18 protein-coding genes are annotated in these 17072 nt (G+C 37.5%); 7 read left to right on the top strand and 11 right to left on the bottom strand.

Going from position 1 to position 17072, the window contains the following annotated elements:
• The first annotated feature begins 80 nt into the window (after nucleotides 1-80).
• From ACOZBY_RS08505 to ACOZBY_RS08495, 3 genes are read left to right on the top strand one after another with little or no spacing between them, the layout of a single operon-like run.
• A complete protein-coding gene (locus ACOZBY_RS08505; protein WP_012295008.1) occupies nucleotides 81-680 on the top strand; it encodes a glycosyltransferase family 2 protein in 600 nt (199 codons plus the stop codon).
• A gap of 46 nt (nucleotides 681-726) precedes the next feature.
• A complete protein-coding gene (locus ACOZBY_RS08500; protein WP_036162823.1) occupies nucleotides 727-1755 on the top strand; it encodes a polysaccharide biosynthesis protein in 1029 nt (342 codons plus the stop codon).
• The gene (locus ACOZBY_RS08495; RefSeq protein WP_422762006.1) at nucleotides 1752-2606 is read left to right on the top strand and encodes an SDR family oxidoreductase; all 855 of its coding nucleotides are present in this window, start codon (nucleotides 1752-1754) and stop codon (nucleotides 2604-2606) included. The genes ACOZBY_RS08500 and ACOZBY_RS08495 overlap by 4 nt, the downstream gene beginning before the upstream one ends.
• Before the next feature lie 46 nt (nucleotides 2607-2652).
• On the opposite strand, the gene ACOZBY_RS08490 is transcribed toward ACOZBY_RS08495, so the two are convergent.
• The 3 genes from ACOZBY_RS08490 to ACOZBY_RS08480 form a co-directional block, all read right to left on the bottom strand.
• A complete protein-coding gene (locus tag ACOZBY_RS08490; protein ID WP_197225276.1) occupies nucleotides 2653-3405 on the bottom strand; it encodes an alpha/beta fold hydrolase in 753 nt (250 codons plus the stop codon).
• Nucleotides 3406-3575: 170 nt separating this feature from the next.
• Complete coding sequence (locus ACOZBY_RS08485) at nucleotides 3576-4811, bottom strand: DNA polymerase IV (RefSeq protein ID WP_012295012.1); 1236 nt, start codon at nucleotides 4809-4811, stop codon at nucleotides 3576-3578.
• Nucleotides 4812-5043: 232 nt separating this feature from the next.
• Nucleotides 5044-6441: a PLP-dependent aminotransferase family protein gene (locus tag ACOZBY_RS08480; protein ID WP_012295013.1), complete on the bottom strand. Its 1398-nt coding sequence runs from the start codon at nucleotides 6439-6441 to the stop codon at nucleotides 5044-5046.
• Nucleotides 6442-6570: 129 nt separating this feature from the next.
• Between ACOZBY_RS08480 and ACOZBY_RS08475 the strand changes: the two genes are divergently transcribed.
• On the top strand, nucleotides 6571-7734 hold the full coding sequence (locus tag ACOZBY_RS08475) for a PLP-dependent aminotransferase family protein (protein WP_012295014.1): 1164 nt from the start codon (nucleotides 6571-6573) through the stop codon (nucleotides 7732-7734).
• A gap of 47 nt (nucleotides 7735-7781) precedes the next feature.
• On the opposite strand, the gene ACOZBY_RS08470 is transcribed toward ACOZBY_RS08475, so the two are convergent.
• Entirely contained in the window at nucleotides 7782-8336 is a 555-nt protein-coding gene (locus tag ACOZBY_RS08470; protein WP_031417460.1) for a helix-turn-helix domain-containing protein, read from the bottom strand.
• A gap of 113 nt (nucleotides 8337-8449) precedes the next feature.
• Here ACOZBY_RS08470 and ACOZBY_RS08465 point away from each other — a divergent pair, with 113 nt between their 5' ends.
• Nucleotides 8450-9037 (top strand): LysE family transporter, encoded by a 588-nt coding sequence (locus tag ACOZBY_RS08465; RefSeq protein ID WP_207889234.1) that lies wholly within the window; start codon nucleotides 8450-8452, stop codon nucleotides 9035-9037.
• 50 nt (nucleotides 9038-9087) lie between these two features.
• Here the strand turns inward: ACOZBY_RS08465 and ACOZBY_RS08460 are convergent, their stop codons facing one another.
• From ACOZBY_RS08460 to bioD, 5 genes are all read right to left on the bottom strand, one after another.
• A complete protein-coding gene (locus ACOZBY_RS08460; protein WP_008178200.1) occupies nucleotides 9088-9210 on the bottom strand; it encodes a hypothetical protein in 123 nt (40 codons plus the stop codon).
• 370 nt (nucleotides 9211-9580) lie between these two features.
• The gene (gene bioB / locus ACOZBY_RS08455; protein ID WP_012295017.1) at nucleotides 9581-10576 is read right to left on the bottom strand and encodes a biotin synthase BioB; all 996 of its coding nucleotides are present in this window, start codon (nucleotides 10574-10576) and stop codon (nucleotides 9581-9583) included.
• Nucleotides 10573-11166, bottom strand: a complete 594-nt coding sequence (locus ACOZBY_RS08450) for a biotin transporter BioY (protein WP_031417456.1) — start codon at nucleotides 11164-11166, stop codon at nucleotides 10573-10575. Before ACOZBY_RS08450 ends, bioB begins: the two co-directional genes overlap by 4 nt.
• Nucleotides 11167-11168: 2 nt before the next feature.
• Entirely contained in the window at nucleotides 11169-12536 is a 1368-nt protein-coding gene (gene bioA, locus ACOZBY_RS08445) for an adenosylmethionine--8-amino-7-oxononanoate transaminase (RefSeq protein ID WP_422762183.1), read from the bottom strand.
• The gene (bioD, locus tag ACOZBY_RS08440) at nucleotides 12517-13221 is read right to left on the bottom strand and encodes a dethiobiotin synthase (RefSeq protein WP_012295019.1); all 705 of its coding nucleotides are present in this window, start codon (nucleotides 13219-13221) and stop codon (nucleotides 12517-12519) included. The genes bioA and bioD overlap by 20 nt, the downstream gene beginning before the upstream one ends.
• A 263-nt stretch (nucleotides 13222-13484) precedes the next feature.
• Here bioD and ACOZBY_RS08435 point away from each other — a divergent pair, with 263 nt between their 5' ends.
• A complete protein-coding gene (locus ACOZBY_RS08435) occupies nucleotides 13485-13949 on the top strand; it encodes a hypothetical protein (protein WP_012295020.1) in 465 nt (154 codons plus the stop codon).
• Between the two features lie 43 nt (nucleotides 13950-13992).
• Here the strand turns inward: ACOZBY_RS08435 and ACOZBY_RS08430 are convergent, their stop codons facing one another.
• Both ACOZBY_RS08430 and ACOZBY_RS08425 read right to left on the bottom strand, forming a co-directional pair.
• Nucleotides 13993-15033, bottom strand: a complete 1041-nt coding sequence (locus ACOZBY_RS08430; RefSeq protein WP_036216777.1) for a hypothetical protein — start codon at nucleotides 15031-15033, stop codon at nucleotides 13993-13995.
• A gap of 123 nt (nucleotides 15034-15156) precedes the next feature.
• Nucleotides 15157-16041 (bottom strand): AraC family transcriptional regulator, encoded by an 885-nt coding sequence (locus ACOZBY_RS08425; protein WP_243432600.1) that lies wholly within the window; start codon nucleotides 16039-16041, stop codon nucleotides 15157-15159.
• 101 nt (nucleotides 16042-16142) lie between these two features.
• Here ACOZBY_RS08425 and ACOZBY_RS08420 point away from each other — a divergent pair, with 101 nt between their 5' ends.
• On the top strand, nucleotides 16143-17060 hold the full coding sequence (locus tag ACOZBY_RS08420) for a DMT family transporter (RefSeq protein WP_012295023.1): 918 nt from the start codon (nucleotides 16143-16145) through the stop codon (nucleotides 17058-17060).
• Nucleotides 17061-17072: the final 12 nt, after the last annotated feature.

Genomic DNA, 17072 nt, shown 5'->3' with positions numbered 1-17072 from the left:
TCTATCCCCGCATATTGTAATAAAGAATCTGTTCAGTGAACCTGACAAACTAAACTACCTAATCAGGATGGAGGGATAAAATGAAAATAAGCTTTTTATCACCTGCGTTTAATAGTGAAGAATGGATCTTAACAATGCTTGACAGTATTCCTAAAGAATATGCCTATGAAATTATCGTTGTAGATGACGGCTCCACAGACAATACGTTAGCCATTTTACAGGACTATCAAAAAGTCTGCCCAGCTTTAAAAATTATCGTTCATCCAACGAATCTAGGTGCAAGTGTTGCCTATAACCGATGCATTGCTGAAGCAACAGGTGATTATATTGCCATCATCGATAGTGATGACCATTATTTGCCTGCCATCCGCAATGTATTAGCACAGGTGGATGGTGAATTTGATATTTACTACTACAACATGATTATTAAGAATGGCTATGCGTTTATTAAAGATGAATCAAATCGTTACTCATTGCCAGGACAATTTAAAATTATTCGAAGAAGCTTCATCGGGGATGCGAAGTTTACGATACGTAAGGATATTGCAGGAGATTGGGATTTTAATTGTGCGCTTATGGACAAAAATCCAACCAGCAAGTATACCCATGAATACGCTTATTGGTACAACTATCCACGAGAAAACTCAGAATGTGATTTGCATGAAAGAGGATTGAAATAATATCATGAACGGACGTAAGCATGTGGGAGGTGTCACAAACCATACAATGTTTAAAGATAAAACTTTACTGATTACTGGAGGAACAGGGTCTTTTGGTAATGCGGTATTAAATCGATTTTTAAATACGGATATTAAGGAAATACGCATTTTTTCAAGGGATGAGAAAAAGCAAGATGATATGCGAAAGCTTTATCAGAATTCTAAAATTAAATTCTATATCGGGGATGTACGTGATTTACAAAGCCTCCACCCTGCTATGTATAACGTAGATTATGTGTTTCATGCTGCTGCGCTTAAGCAAGTGCCCTCTTGTGAATTCTTCCCTTTAGAGGCAGTGAAAACAAATATTATAGGAACAGACAATGTTTTAACTGCGGCTATTCAAGCTGGCGTTAAAAAAATTATTTGTCTATCAACAGATAAGGCAGCATACCCTGTCAATGCAATGGGGATATCCAAGGCGATGATGGAGAAAACATTTATTGCTAAATCGCGGATGGTCGACCCTAAGCAAACATTGATTTGCGGCACTCGATACGGTAATGTGATGGCTTCAAGAGGTTCGGTCATTCCACTTTTCATCGAACAAATAAAAGCCGGCAAACCTTTAACCATTACCGATCCTCACATGACTCGTTTTATGATGAGCCTTGAGGAAGCAGTCGAATTAGTATTATATGCCTTCTTACATGCCCAAAATGGCGATATTATGGTGCAAAAATCACCCGCTGCTACGATCGAGAATTTAGCACAAGCTCTCCTTGAAATTTTCCAAGTGAACAATGCCATTCACATTATCGGCACAAGGCATGGGGAGAAACGATATGAGGTATTATGTACTAAGGAAGAAGCAGCAAAGGCCATAGATTTAGGTCATTTTTATCGAATTCCAGCAGATAATCGGGATTTGAATTATGGAAAATACCTGGATGAAGGCTCTCCTAAGATTACGTTATCGGATGAATATAATTCCAATAATACACAAATGTTAAACGTGGTGGCCATTAAAGAAAAGTTACTAACCTTATCTCTAATTCAGGAAGAGCTGCTCCATTGGACTGGAGGAACACCATGAAATTTTTAGTGCTAGGTGCTTCTGGCATGGCTGGTCATACCATTTCCATCTATTTGCGAGAGCAAGGACATGATGTGACCACGTATACGAGAACTGCTTTCCCATTTGGACAGAATATTACTGGTGATATTACGGACCTAAACTTTTTATGTTCACTTCTTCAAGACCATCATTATGATATCGTCGTTAATTGTATCGGTATATTAAATAAAGCCTGTGAGGAAAATCCTGAAAAGAGTATTTTCTTAAATAGCTATTTACCACATGCGATCGTATATCTCCTTGAAAACCGCCAGACGAAGCTTATTCATATGAGTACAGATTGTGTATTTTCAGGAGAAAACGCACCCTATTATGAAAAAAGTGTACAGGACGGAACTACATTTTATGACCGCACAAAGGGTTTAGGCGAAATTAATCATAAGAAGCATTTAACTTTCCGTAATTCAATTATTGGTCCTGATTTGAAGAAGGATGGAATTGGGCTTTTCAATTGGTTTATGCATCAAAAAGGCCCTATTAACGGCTATACTGGTGCTATTTGGACCGGGGTTACAACGCTCACCTTAGCAAAAGCCATCGAGCAAGCGGCCCAAGAAGGAATATCTGGACTCTATCATCTTGTAAATACATTACCTATATCTAAATACGATCTTCTTCAGTTATTGAATAAGCACTTTATGGACCATACAATAAAGATTACTCCTCATCCGCTTGTTAATGTTAATAAAACATTAATAAATACTAGAAATGATTTTTCCTTTACAGTCCCTAGCTACGAAGAAATGATCATCGACATGAAAGAATGGATATTGCAGCACAAGGATTTATATCCTCACTATATTTCTTAAAAACTTCAACTCTATTATGAGTATCGTTATTCATAATGGAGTTTTACTATTGAATGACTGTGCCCACTGGCAATTGTCCTTCTTTTATCCAATTAGCTACAAAACAATTGAAAAATGCAGGCTGAGCAAATGATACTCCATGTCCTATGTTGTTTAAAATGACCCCTTTCGCATTTGGATGGCTTTGTACAAGCGCTTGTGCGGACTTTTTCATTATTTTTTTCTCTTGATTGCCAACAGTAATTAAAATATTCCCCCGTGCATTGTGGAAATTGTGCGGGATTGAAAACGTCATGTTCTCTTGTAAAACCTGAATTAATGTATCGTATGTCATTTTAGAGCTATCATGATAATAGTCGTTAAAATAGCGATCATCGATGTATAACGTTTTCGCTTGAAGCTTTGCGAAGGCTTTATTTTTAATAAGCGGGAATGAGAATCGCAGAAGCGGCCGAATCATCCATGCTGTAGTAGGAGAAGGGATAACAAGAGCACTATTAATTATCGAAAAGTGGATTAAACTAGGCTTTATACTTAACATTTGTATGGCAATTTGAGCACCTAATGAAAAACCAATCACAATGATCTGCTTGCCATTCCCCTTTTCCTCTAAAAGCTGTACGAGATGTTGTGCACACTGCTCAATGGAAAATGGATGATTGGACATAAGCTCAGGTACCACACAGTGATAATTGAAGAAGTACTGAATTTGTTGTTCCCACATCCATCCCCCGACACCACCCCCATGAAGAAACATCATTACCGGACCGCTGATATCACCATACTCTTTATACTGCATAATGGAAGTACACACCTACTTTCGTTGATTTTCATCTGGTTAAAAAGCTATCTTGTATTTCCTGGGAAATTGTCATGCATGCCTGATTAGCTCTATCATCTCCATATAGCTCTCATCAACCGTTGCAGTATACCCCTAAATCCTTTAATCCCGTGAAAATTGACCATCTTTTAAATGTGATCATCCCAAAAGTCCTTACTAAAACTGGTGTTTGCCTGATGTTTCCCTCCTGGCTTTACAATATCGGACCCTCTCAAAATAACACCTTTTCCAAATTTCTGTTCAATTTGATCTACCAATTTAATAATCGGTTCATCTTTAATATGTTCTTCAAAATCAAAAAAAGTTAACTGCTGTGTCATCTCTTTAATGTCACTAACATTTGAAATAGTCACACCAAGTAATCGGACAGGTTCCTCATTCCAATTTTTATTAAATAGATTCCATGCCTGTTCAACTATATCCTCTTTTAAAAATATCGCGTTATTGACTGATTTACTCCGAGTATAGGTTTCCCAAGAAGCTGTACGAATTATAATACTCACAGTCACACCAGCAAGTTTTTTAGCTTTTAACCTCTCTGCTACCTTTTCAGAAAGTGTTGTCAATATTTTATATAATTCATCTCGGTCAGTCGTATCATGTGAGAGTGTTGTTGAATTTCCTACACTCTTCGTATCATATATTGCTTCTGGATCAACAGGTCGATCATCCTCGCCATTGGCCTTCTGTTTCAAACGAAGTCCGTTGATGCCAAATTTCTGTTTTAATGTGTATTCATCAGCCGCAGCTAACTCTCCAATTGTTTGTATACCTAATTCTTTTAATTTTTCTGCAGTGCTCTTCCCAATTCCATGCATTTCTTTAACATGCAATGGCCATAAAACTGATGGGACATCACGTTTACGTAATATTGTGATGCCCATCGGCTTTCTCATATCACTGGCCATTTTTGCTAAAAACTTATTGGGCGCAATGCCTATTGAACAAGGCAATTGTAGCTCGTTCCAAATTCGATTTTGTATACCATGTACATGCTCTAACACATTTTGTCCTTCGATTATAGGCAATTGTATATAACCTTCATCTATAGAAACTGGTTGAAGTATGTCACTATACTCTTTCAGTAATCCAAAAAAGGATTTTGAGGCAGCTCTATATCGATCAAAATTTGGAGGTAATACAATTAACTCTGGGCATTTTCTTCTTGCTTCACCGACATTCATGGTAGTATAAACACCACTTTTTCTAGCCTCATAGCTACATGTAATAACGATACCCCTACGTTCTTTTGGATTACCTGCAATGGCTATAGGTTTTCCTTTTAATGATGGATCATAAATTTGTTCTACTGAGGCATAAAAGCAATTAAGGTCAATATGTAAAATGATTCTTCCTTTATGCAATTTCTTTCACCTCATTTTAACTTTAATGTTAGCTATATTTTATCACATGCGAGTCCTTTTACACTTAATCTACTGACTTAGCAAAGCATGTTTTTGTATACCTCTTTGTTATATTGGCATCTCATTCACATTAAAACATACATGAATCATAGCCAAAAAATTATATACATTCTGCGGGATTACATTGATACCTGCCATAGCTATAGGCTTGCTCATAAAATAAATAGGACGGTTAATCAACAAATGCATAGTCACCATTACTTTCGAGAATATCCTTTAAGATAATTAATGCTTGCTCCAGCTGATATTCGGGAGCTGCTATAGCCATACGCACAGCATTTACTGGCTTTGCATTGCCGACTGCAAATCGTTCTGCTGCATATACCTGTACACCGGCTTTCGAAGCCAGCAATTCAAATTGTACACCTGTGAATTTGTCTGGCAAGAGGAGCCATCTAAAAATACATTCCTCATCACCTAGAATGTGATACTCTGCTAAATAATGATTAACTAGTGCATTTTGCTGTTTTGCATATGCTCGATGTTTTTCCAATATCGTTTGTGCGACCCCCTCATGTATCAATCTTGCTGCAAGCTCTAGCATAATTGGAGAGACTGATATATTGATATTATAGAGAGTCTCCATTATTTTTTTACGAAGAGCAGGAGGTGTGACAATAAAGGAGAGTCGTAACCCTGGTGAGATGGTTTTCGATAGGCTAGCAATATAGATTACTTTATCAGGTGCATAGGAAGCAATCGGTGCATATGGTTTTTCCTTTAGAAAACTATAAATTGCATCCTCAATGACCACCAAATTTTTCTGTCTAGCTACTTCCGCAATCATTTTTCTTGTTTCCACCGACATCGTATGTGTTGTTGGATTATGAAAATCAGGGATGACATAGATACCTTTAATATGTTCATTTTTACAAGCATACAACAGTCCTTCTTTTGTCATTTCGCCCCGGCATTGTTGAATAGCAACAAGCTGTATGCCTAGCATATTCGCGGCCGTTTTCATCCCAGCGTAAGTAATGGGATCTGTCCCAATTCGATCCCCTGGCTGGAATAATGCCGCAAGTGTTCCGACAATGGCATTTTGTCCGCCCGCGCCAAGCAAAATGGGCTGATCTGTTTGAAAGTTCACCCATTCGAAGAGCTTTAGCACGGCCTCATTTTGCCATGCATTGCCCTCAGGTCGTCCATATTGAAATAGTTTATTGAAGCTAGGTTCACCTACCATTTTTTTCATATAGCGAGTAATATCCTCATTGACAAAGTTGTCTGGTAATACGGAGCCCATTTCAATCATGGGGGTCGTACGGTTTGTTGGTAATAAAATTTTATTGCTAGCTGCATCCGTTGAAACAAATGTACCACTACCAATCGAGGCATATATTAATCCCTTTTGTCCACAGAGCTTAAATGCACGTGTAATCGTGCTTAAATTCACATCTAAAAAATCGGCTAATTCGCGTTGTGGTGGTAATTTTGTTCCTGGCGTTAGCTTTCCTTCTTTAATGTCTTCCTCTAGCTGTTGTGCAATGGCTATATATAATGGAGCCGTGCTATTACTAATATCTGGCTTCCAACTCATAGGATACGCATCAAATGAATTAATAGGCATTCGCAAAGCGCCTTCTTTCTATTAATTTGCATACAATAGTTTAATTGTCTTGCATACAATGATAATATTGTATGCAATCGATGACAATGATATAATTTTTAAAAAATCAGAAAAAAAGGACCGATCATTATGCAATATTCTGAAAGAATCTTAAATACTCCATCCTCATTTATTCGAAATATTTTAAAAGTGACAGATGCAGAGGATGTCATTTCCTTTGCAGGCGGGCTTCCAAATCCTATCTCTTTCCCAATTGATGCGTTAAGAGCATCAGTAGATCACGCTATTACAAAAAACGGTAGCCGCCTATTTCAGTATTCTTCAACACAAGGTTATGCACCATTACGAGAGTACATTGCTGCTAAATATCAACGTGTTCACGGACTTGATATACATGCTGACGACGTCTTTATTACAACAGGTTCACAGCAAGCACTTGAATTAATTGGAAAGGTGCTTATTAATAAGGGCGATGGCATTATTATTGAAGAGCCTGGTTACTTAGGAGCTATTCAAGCCTTTACATTAGCTGAACCAACCTTCCATGGGGTAACACTAGAAAACGATGGTCTTAATCTAGAAGAATTAGAGCAAGCCCTACAACAACCAAATGTAAAATTTATTTACACCGTTCCAAACTTCCAAAATCCAACTGGTCTCACATACTCGAAAGAAAAGCGTGAGCAAATTTACGAATTGGTTGCCAAATACGATGTTGCTTTAATTGAGGATGATCCGTATGGGGAGCTTCGTTTCCAAGGCGAGCCACTTCCATATATCGGTGCTGGTAAATTAGAAAATAGTATTTTACTAGGTTCTTTCTCTAAAACAGTCACACCTGGCATGCGCCTTGGGTTTATCATTACAAAAAACAAAGAGCTTTTACAGCATATAGAAACTGCTAAGCAAGCCTCTGATCTTCATACTAATATTTTCTCGCAATATGTTATCTATGATTATTTAGCAAGTAATGATTACACGGAACATGTTAATAAAATAATTAGTTTGTATAAAAATCAATCAGAAGCGATGCTTGCTGCGATGCAAGAATTTTTCCCTCCTCATGTTGAATATACACGACCAGAGGGAGGCATGTTCATTTGGGCGACAATGAAGGATGGTACACCAGCTCTTGATGTATTCCATAAAGCGATGGAACAAAAGGTGGCCTTCGTGCCTGGGGATCCATTCTATACATCTAAAACGAACGTGAATACTATGCGATTAAACTATACAAATGCAACACCTGAAGTAATCCGCGAGGGTATCAAACGTTTAGCAAGTATACTGTAAAAAAATGAAACCGTATAAACGCTCTGAAAGGCGTTTATACGGTTCTATTAATGTGGATAGTATATGGTCATGCTGAGACGTGTTAAAGTCTTCCCGGGGTTGATATATGTGTGGGGACAATCAGCTTTAAAACGGATTGCATCACCGCTTGCTAATCGATAGTCCTTTTCCTGTATTCGAATCGTTAACTCACCATCAAAAACGGTTAAATATTCCACTGTTCCTTCTCTATGCGCCTCAGCGTGTAATGTTCCCTTCTCCTTTATCTCGATACTATAAATTTCAAAGCGACTATCCTTTTGAAAAGGAAAATGAGGGTAGACGACATATTTCCCATTATCTCCCTGTATTGCATGAATGTCCTTGCCTAAGATGAGCTCTGTCTCTGCCTGCGGTTGATGAATGAGCTCTGTAAATGAAACCTTTAACCCATTAGCTATTTTCCAAATGGTCGTTAATGTCGGGCTCGATTCCCCTCTTTCAATTTGCCCGATCATAGCTTTACTTACACCGCTAAGTTGTGATACTTTCTCTAAACTTAATTTCTCTCTCTCTCGAATAGTCTTTAAATTTCGAGCAAAAATCAGTTGAATATCCTCCATCATCTAACCTCCGTTTATATACAATATAACGTACGTTATGTATAATAAAACAAACAACATTATAATGTCCATTTCGGACATTATAACATACAACATAAATGAGGTGATGGTATTTGCCTGTATTTTCCTTTTTAGTATTTATTACGATTACAAGCTTCACCCCTGGTCCTAATAACTTTATGGCTATGGTATTTGCCAAACAGCACGGCTTATCAAAAACTTTGCCCTTCTGTTTAGGTGTAGGGATTGGTTTTTTTATGATTATTACTTTGAGTAGCTTTTTCAACATAATCATGCAGAATATTATACCGATTATTAAATTACCCTTAACCATTTTTGGTGTCGGCTATATGCTATACTTAGCCTTTAAAATTGTGACAAGCAAAGAGCAGGACCCAAACAACGAGGTCGAAGAAAAGCGGAACTTATTTTTTGTAGGAACCTTCTTACAATTTATCAATCCAAAAGGAATACTATTTGGGATTACCGTTGTTGCCACTTACATCCTTCCTTACTATTCTTCCTACATAAGCTATCTGCTTTTCTCACTCCTTTTAGGTTTCGTAGGAATTATTAGTACGTTCAGTTGGGCATTATGTGGGTCCGTTTTCCAAAAACTATTGCAACAGCATCGACAAATATTTAATATCATCATGGCTTTATTACTTGTGTATAGTGCCATTTCAATTGTTGTTCATTAAAAAAACAGCCCTCAACTGTCGAGGGCTGTAAGTAAAAAAGAACTGAACTTTTATTTTGTATATGTTAAAACTGCATTTTTTTTGAATTTCGCCAAAGCTTCCGTTGCCTCATTTTTATTTGCATACTCAAAAATACGAACATCCTTTTTATCAAATACTGTAATAACCCACATGTAAAAAGCTCCCTTCTCTTATTTTTCTGTACTATAACAATCACCAAAATTTGTGCGACTTCTCGTCAACTGTTTTACAACAATCCCTTACTTAATACTTATTTTACGCTGAATTTTAGAAAAAGAAAGCTTTATGTGAAGGTCTTCACAAACTGTTCAATTTCAAACCGCTTACATTGAACAATTTGTGAATTTCTTTATTTTTTAGGTATATAAAGGATATGGGATGTTAGGTTTATCCGTCACTTTTTGCTTTCTATCCTCTACATTTCGCTCTTTATCCATCGCCATTATAGCTCTATCCATCTCCTAAAAAAACCGTACAAGCGTACGGTTTTAACTGTAGTAGTAGATTTTATTTCTATAGCCCCTAGCAAAATGCTGCTTCTTGCTTTTGTGTTAATTCAATCTCAAAGCCTAAATCCTCCAACATACGATAATCACTATTTGCTTCCTGACCAGCAGTTGTTAAATAATCCCCAACAAATATACTATTCGCTGCATAGAGGCCCAGCGGCTGTAGACAGCCGAGATTGATTTCACGTCCACCCGAAATTCGGATTTCCTTTGTTGGATTGATGTAACGGAATAACGCTAAGACCTTTAAACAATAGCGTGGATTTAAGTCCTTAGTCCCTTCTAGCTTTGTCCCATCAATCGCATTTAAAAAATTAACAGGAATAGAATCGGCATCTAATTGATGGAGAGCACGCGCAATATTGACGACATCCTCCTTTGTTTCCTTCATCCCAATAATGGCACCCGAACAAGGAGAGATACCATGTTTTTTAACAATCTCTACTGTATTAACACGATCCTCATACGTATGTGAAGTTGTAATGAAGGAATGGTGACGCTCAGAGGTATTCAAATTATGGTTGTAACGATCCACCCCTGCCTCCTTTAATTGCTGTGCCTGTTCTTCTTTTAGCAAGCCAAGGCAGGCACAAACTTTCAAGCCATACTTTTCTTTAATTTCTACAACTGCCTCGCTTACGACATTGACATCCTTCCGTGTGGGCCCTCGACCACTTGCCACAATACAATACGTTCCAATCTTGTTGTCAAATGCTCTTTTTGCACCAGCCAAGATTTCCTCTTTCGTAATAAAAGGATATTTTTCAATAGGTGCAGTTGATTTAGAGGATTGAGAACAATAGCCACAATCCTCTGGGCAATAGCCGCTTTTAGCATTCATAATCATATTGAGCTTTACTTTTTTACCATAATAATGCCGACGAATAGCAAAGGCACCGTCCATGAGTTGTAATAGCTCATCATCCTTACTATTTAAAATAGCAAGTGCCTCCTCATTGCTAATGATTTTGCCATCAATTACTTCCTGTGCTACCTGTAAAAAATTCATATCATAGTTTCCCCTTCCCCTTGAGAAATACTTACTCTTCTAGCTGACTGAAATACTTTATACAATTTCTCAGCTAATAAGCCGGCTGAAATAGCTAAGCCAAAATCAGCAACGATACTGCTTAAGAAGCCAACAACTAAAACATGTGACCAGCTTGTTTTCATATCTAACCAGAAGTTTAAAGCTATATATAAATATGGAACAGCTACAGCATATACAATGAAAAGCCCTAAGATTGTCGCTCCAATAAAATGTTTCTTCGTTGGCTTCTCTATTCTTTCAACGATTATTCCAATTACATAAGCGGCAAGAGCAAAGCCAATAAGATAGCCAAATGTCGGCTGTAAAACATACGTGATGCCCCCGCCCTGCGTAAAAACAGGTAGCCCTACTAAGCCAACGCCGATATAAACAAGCTGACTATAAAACCCATTGCGGCTACCTAGTAAACAACCTGCTAAAAAGACGAAAACAATTTGTAAGGTAAACGGTACAATGGGTAAAGGGATTTTAATAAAAGCTCCTATAGCCGTTAAAGCAGCAAACATGGCAATCATGACTAATGCTAATGTGGAGTGCCGTCTAACCAACTTTATTCCCCCCTGTCTTTGAAAAATTGTTCAATCGTTTCTTTCGTTGTATTAATCATGAAAGTCATTTCTTCATTTGTAATGATGTAAGGTGGCATAAAATATAAAATATTGCCAAGAGGTCGTATGAGTAGACCTTTTTCTAATGCTTGCTGATAAATTTGGTAACCAATTCTCTCTTCACTTGCAAATGGCGTTTTCGTCTGACGGTCTGCAACAAGTTCAATAGCCCCCACTAAACCAACTTGTCGGTATTCACCCACATAAGGCATATGACCAAATGCTTCCATTGCTAGCTGACGCATTTGTTGCCCCTTGCGTTGAATCATGTCCATTATTTGTTCTTCTTCAAATATTGTTAATACTTCAAGCGCCACACGACATGCCAACGTATTGCCAGAGTAGCTATGAGAATGTAAAAATGCTTTCATCGTTCCATATTCATCATAAAATGCGTTGTAAACTTGATCACTTGTTAGAACAGCGGATAATGGTAAATAACCTCCTGTTATGCCTTTTGATAAGCACATAAAATCTGGTGTGATACTGGCCTGCTCACAGGCAAACATTGTCCCTGTACGGCCGAACCCAACAGCAATTTCATCTGCAATTAAATGAACATCATATTGTGAGCATAATGCTCGTAGCCGTTGTAAATAAATGGGTGGATACATTTTCATCCCCGCTGCTGCTTGAATAAGTGGTTCTATAATAACAGCCGTGATTTCCTCATGATGCATCTTAAGCTGTTCTTCTACAAAATGACTACATGGTGCATCACAGCTTTCTGGTAGTTTTTGGAACTGGCAACGAAAACAATCCGGCCCCTGGGCACGTACAGTATCCAATAAAAGTGGCTCAAATACTTCATTGTAAAGCCCTACCCCTCCTACAGATAAAGCACCAACGGTCTCACCATGATACGCATCTGTAAACGCTAGAAACCGAGTTTTTGTTTGTTTTCCAGTCTGCATATGGTATTGAAAGCTCATCTTCAATGCCACTTCGACGGCAGAAGAGCCGTTATCCGCAAAAAATACTTTATGTAAACCAGGTGGTGATAAAGCGACTAATTTTTCAGCTAATTGGATAGCCGGTTCATGTGTAAAATTAGCAAAAATCGTATGCTCCAATGTAAAGGCTTGATGACTTAAGGCCTGACTAATACGCGGATTGGCATGTCCAAATAAATTTACCCACCAGGAGGAAACAGCGTCCAAATAGCGTTTGTCATGCTCATCATAAAGCCACACACCTTGTCCCTTTTTTATAACGATAGGTGGAAATGCTTCATAATCTTTCATTTGTGAGCACGGATGCCAAATATGCCGTAAATCTCTAGCCTGTAAGTCAGTTATTTCTCGGATCATTTCCATAAAGCCTTTCAAATAATGTTGTGTGTGTAATGTTGATATTCGCTAGTTCTGAAATATCCTGAAGACGTGGGATAATCGCATAGGGCAATGGATGGTACTGTAAAATCGTATGAATATTATCCTGTTCCATCATACTGCCCGTGTCACCGTTAAAAACAATACCAAGAACGTCAATCTGGCGTGATTGCAATGCCTCCATTGTTAACAAGGTATGATTGATTGTCCCTAAGGTTGTCCTTGTAACAAGCACTACTGGCAATTTGCTGCTCACAATGACATCAAGCAGTGTGATGCTTTGTTGAACATCTAAAGGCACAAACAATCCCCCTGCTCCCTCAGCTATAACAACATCATAGGATTCTTGTAAGAATTGAATACGCTGTAAAAGATTTTCTACATCAATTTGCTGTCCCTCCAGTTGAGCAGCAAAATGTGGCGATGCGGCCTCCTTAAACGAATAGCCATTCATATGCTCTTTATTTAACACTTGCAAGGAATACTTTTCATACATAGCTGTATCTGCATAATAGCTATGCAAATTGTCGTATATCTCGCCTGTTTGAACTGGCTTGAAAGGTATAATTTCCAACCCCAACCTTTGCAATTGACACATCAACAGTGTCGTGACAATCGTTTTACCAACATCTGTATCAGTACCGACTACCCAAAAATGTTGCATCGTTAACCTCCCCCTCTTTTTAAGTTAACCTAAGACACTTTAAAAGTTAACACATTTATTTTCTTTTTGTAAATGCCTATTCTTTAATTTCTCAGAAACTTGTACAAAAATAGCAAAATCTTGTCATAGCTTCTTGAAAATTTAACCCTTTCAAGGAATGCGCTAACTGAATTTGCTTTCTCATAAAATAAAGCAGGAGATACTTCTTAAATGAAAGGAGTTTTATCTAGTTGTGTAGTATTACACTATATGGGGGTGGTTGTATGTTTGGGATTTTTAAAGACGCAGAAAAAAGCATTGATACATATGAACAAGTGCATTCAATTTTAAAATCATTGCTTACCTATGAACTAAAAGAATTACCAACTCGCTATGAATTTTGGTATCGTGTAGCTATTCGTCAGGAGGAGTGTCGAAGTCTTCAAGCGGAACATCGTGCAAAAATTTCGATGACCTCTGCAGTAGGACGCTTTCATCAAAAACAATATGAAGCGATGACAAAAAAACTAGCTAAACTTGAGCGCCTAGCTGATATTTATAAATTATTTTGTCTGGAGGAAGAACGAGCGAACCTAAATCATCGACTGTCCTTCCATCAAGAAGACATTGCCGCTCTATACGATCACATTCAGCATAAAGAGCTTTATACGTATTGTGACTCGGTTCAGCTGCAATTTTGGGAAGCCATCCGCGATGACATTTTACATGCAATCGCAGACCTTGATTAAATAAAAAAAGCCAACGTTTTTATTCAAAACGTTGGCTATCTATTTAGGCAAAATACTTTGACATTCTTAGTTGAAGCATTTGTTTAAACTCTTGTGACTGGTCAACTTTAATCGCTACTTGATTATAATGTTTTTTAATGCCTAACATAAAAGTCACTTCCACTGGCTCTTTCATTTTTAAAATGACGTGCGGATAAGCCTCACCAAAATCACGTGCCACGAAATCTATCGTATCCTTCGATAATTTTCCTTCTAACTGACCCTTATCCTCTATAACCTCTTCTATTTTATTAAAATCGATTTCTGTACGCTTCATTAAACCTAGCGAAATATATATTGTTTCGTCTGTTACGTATACAGGATTTAATCGAATCGCCTGCATATCTGCGATCAAAAAGATCACTGAATATATATTAAGAATGAGCAAAACAATGGAAAGAATCATGGACTTCTCATGTAGCCACCAGTGAATGCCAATCGTTTCAATCGCAATACCGTGGATAATCATAAGTTGAAAGGCGATATAGCTTGAATTTTTATGCAAAGTAAAACCGAGGCGTTCTTGTCGCTTCCAGCTAGCAACCCCATAATAAAGGACAAGTAAATCCGAACAAATCATTTGAATGACAGGATGCTGCGGAAATTGTTTTTCTACAGCTTTTGAAAATGAAAATATATCTGGTAATGAACTGGCACGTACATCAGCTAGAACTCTTGGCAGATAGCGGACAAGTGTAGCAATGAGTAAAATTTCTAACACGATCATAATACCTTCAAGAGCAAAGCCTGCCCACGTGACTGCCACAAATGGCTGAAGATGCTCAATTGGAATGATAAAACGTGCGGCAATACAGCCAATTGCGACTAACAATATGGACTGCTTTAATGAGAACTTCCCTTTATAAAGCATCCATAATATAGGTATGACAACTACTAAATCAATGAGGGAACCTAAAACAACTCCATTTGTTTCGATAGGCAAGATGACCGAACCAAGACCCGAATTATAAAGCGTATAATTGCTGACTAGCACGATGAATAAAAGAGCTAGCCATATATTTTGCTTTTTCCTTAAAACCATCATTCTAACGCCCCCTACACACTATTAATTACACTTTATTGTAAATGGTGAATTATGTATATATTACAGGCATAAATGATTATATTTTTTCCATTGATGTTCAATGATTTTTCACATTTTAAAACTTTACAGAAATTTCTTGCGATAAACATGTGGTGAATAGCCTGTATATTCTTTAAACTTCTCAATATAGTAACTGACAGTACTAAAGCCTGTATTGGCAGCAATAATAGTGACGTTTTGCTCGTCATCCCTCAATAATTCAATACTTTTGCGAAGTCGATATTGTAATAAATAAGTAAATGGGGTCAGTCCAATTACTTTCTTAAAATACCGACTGCATTCAGCCCTACTTAAATACACGTGCTTCGCTAAATCCTCTAGCGTTATTTTTTGCTGATAGTGGGTATGTAAAAAATTCAGCATCGCTTTAGCCCGTTCTTGTTGCATAATAATTGAGGGGTCCACAATTTCCTCCGTCAGCAAGGATTGGGTTAACATCACTTCCCAAATGTATAGTAGCTCTCTCCATACTTTAAGTTGATAAAAGGCCTCTTGCTTTTGTAATATATCAGCCATACATGCCACTTTTTGAGTTAACTCCTTCGTAAGTTTAAGGTAGGGCTGTCGATGGGTAGTTAAATAAGGTTGAACATAATTAGTCATAAAAATACTGCCATCATGCCCTCCAATGATTATTGGGTCCACGTTTATACAGTAAACAATCGCATGCTCCATTTGAAAGGGCTTCGCCTCATGTAATTCTGAGGTATTGATGAATAGCCCCTCCCCCTCCTCTAAGACTAAAACATTCGCTCCTACCCGATACTTAGCACATCCGCTTTTGAGATAAACAAATTGAATTTCTTTATGCCAATGGAGCGGTAGAAAATCCATACTATCCATGTTCATGGTCGTTTCATACAAGGCAACTGGAAATTCTTTTGATCCGTGCAATGTTAGCTCTTGCAAATCTTTCGCAATTTTTATATGGGTTAAAGGCAACCTCATCACCTCAATATTTTGATATTTTTAATGTGTTAACACGATATTTATTCTGTTCCGGACATCTTATAATCACCTTATATTGATAGTTTAGGAGATGTTCGTCAATGAATCAAATCATCAAAAAAAATCGTACCCTCGGTTTTTTACTAGTAATCCTTGGGGCAAGTTTTTGGGGAATCGGTGGAACCGTAGCCCAAAAACTATTTCAGGAGGAGCAAATAGCTGTAGAATGGCTAGTTTCTAGTCGTCTACTTTTGTCTGGTCTATTACTCATAGGAATATATAAAATTACCCATCGACATGAGTCAATCTTTATCATGTGGCGGACAAAACAAAATGCCATGAGACAATTATTATTTAGTTTATTAGGCATGCTTGCTGTCCAATATACGTATATGATGTCTATTTCCATTGGAAATTCAGCGGTAGCCACGCTTCTACAGTATTTAGCACCTTTGTTCATCATGGCATATTACTTTTTATCTAAGCAAAGCCCTTTGACAAAACAGGATAGTATTGCCGTTACACTTACACTTGTTGGAACTTTTTTATTATTAACAAATGGGTCCTTTTCAACTTTGTCAGTACCTTTTATGGCCGTATTCTGGGGTGTAGTATCAGGACTTTCAGTTGCCTTTTATACACTATATGCTGTTCCCCTTTTACAGCAATTCCATTCCTTACTTGTTGTAGGTTGGTCCATGGTCATCGGTGGGATTGTTATGAGTTTCTTCCATCAACCATGGTCTATTGATGTATCGAACTGGACATTTTCTACGATTGCCTATTTTCTTTTTATTATTATATTCGGCACAATGCTAGCGTTTTGGTTTTATATTGCTAGCTTGCATTATTTATCCCCAAAGGAGTCAAGCTTATTAGGAAGCTTAGAACCACTAATGGCTGTCATCACAAGTGTATGGTGGTTAAAAATAAGCTTTGGAGGTTACCAATTTATTGGTACTTTACTAATTCTTCTAATGATTCTATATCTCACAGTGTTTCAAAAGAAACAGGCTTAAACACCTTAATAT

Origin of the sequence: Lysinibacillus sp. NPDC056220 (assembly GCF_049315265.1) — a bacterium.
In the GTDB taxonomy this organism is placed as follows: Bacteria; Bacillota; Bacilli; order Bacillales_A; family Planococcaceae; genus Lysinibacillus; species Lysinibacillus pinottii.
The sequence above is the reverse complement of the archived record's forward strand: the minus strand, read 5'-3'. Positions and strand labels throughout refer to the sequence as shown.

Bases quoted from the DNA above. Each gene is read 5' to 3' on its own strand.
- ACOZBY_RS08505 (WP_012295008.1), top strand. From the start codon at position 81: ATGAAAATAAGCTTTTTATCACCTGCGTTTAATAGTGAAGAATGGATC.
- ACOZBY_RS08500 (WP_036162823.1), top strand. From the start codon at position 727: ATGTTTAAAGATAAAACTTTACTGATTACTGGAGGAACAGGGTCTTTT.
- ACOZBY_RS08495 (WP_422762006.1), top strand. From the start codon at position 1,752: ATGAAATTTTTAGTGCTAGGTGCTTCTGGCATGGCTGGTCATACCATT.
- ACOZBY_RS08490 (WP_197225276.1), bottom strand. From the start codon at position 3,405: ATGCAGTATAAAGAGTATGGTGATATCAGCGGTCCGGTAATGATGTTT.
- ACOZBY_RS08480 (WP_012295013.1), bottom strand. From the start codon at position 6,441: ATGCCTATTAATTCATTTGATGCGTATCCTATGAGTTGGAAGCCAGAT.
- ACOZBY_RS08475 (WP_012295014.1), top strand. From the start codon at position 6,571: ATGCAATATTCTGAAAGAATCTTAAATACTCCATCCTCATTTATTCGA.
- ACOZBY_RS08470 (WP_031417460.1), bottom strand. From the start codon at position 8,336: ATGGAGGATATTCAACTGATTTTTGCTCGAAATTTAAAGACTATTCGA.
- ACOZBY_RS08460 (WP_008178200.1), bottom strand. From the start codon at position 9,210: ATGTGGGTTATTACAGTATTTGATAAAAAGGATGTTCGTATTTTTGAG.
- bioB (WP_012295017.1), bottom strand. From the start codon at position 10,576: ATGAATTTTTTACAGGTAGCACAGGAAGTAATTGATGGCAAAATCATT.
- bioA (WP_422762183.1), bottom strand. From the start codon at position 12,536: ATGATCCGAGAAATAACTGACTTACAGGCTAGAGATTTACGGCATATT.
- bioD (WP_012295019.1), bottom strand. From the start codon at position 13,221: ATGCAACATTTTTGGGTAGTCGGTACTGATACAGATGTTGGTAAAACG.
- ACOZBY_RS08435 (WP_012295020.1), top strand. From the start codon at position 13,485: ATGTTTGGGATTTTTAAAGACGCAGAAAAAAGCATTGATACATATGAA.
- ACOZBY_RS08430 (WP_036216777.1), bottom strand. From the start codon at position 15,033: ATGATGGTTTTAAGGAAAAAGCAAAATATATGGCTAGCTCTTTTATTC.
- ACOZBY_RS08425 (WP_243432600.1), bottom strand. From the start codon at position 16,041: ATGAGGTTGCCTTTAACCCATATAAAAATTGCGAAAGATTTGCAAGAG.
- ACOZBY_RS08420 (WP_012295023.1), top strand. From the start codon at position 16,143: ATGAATCAAATCATCAAAAAAAATCGTACCCTCGGTTTTTTACTAGTA.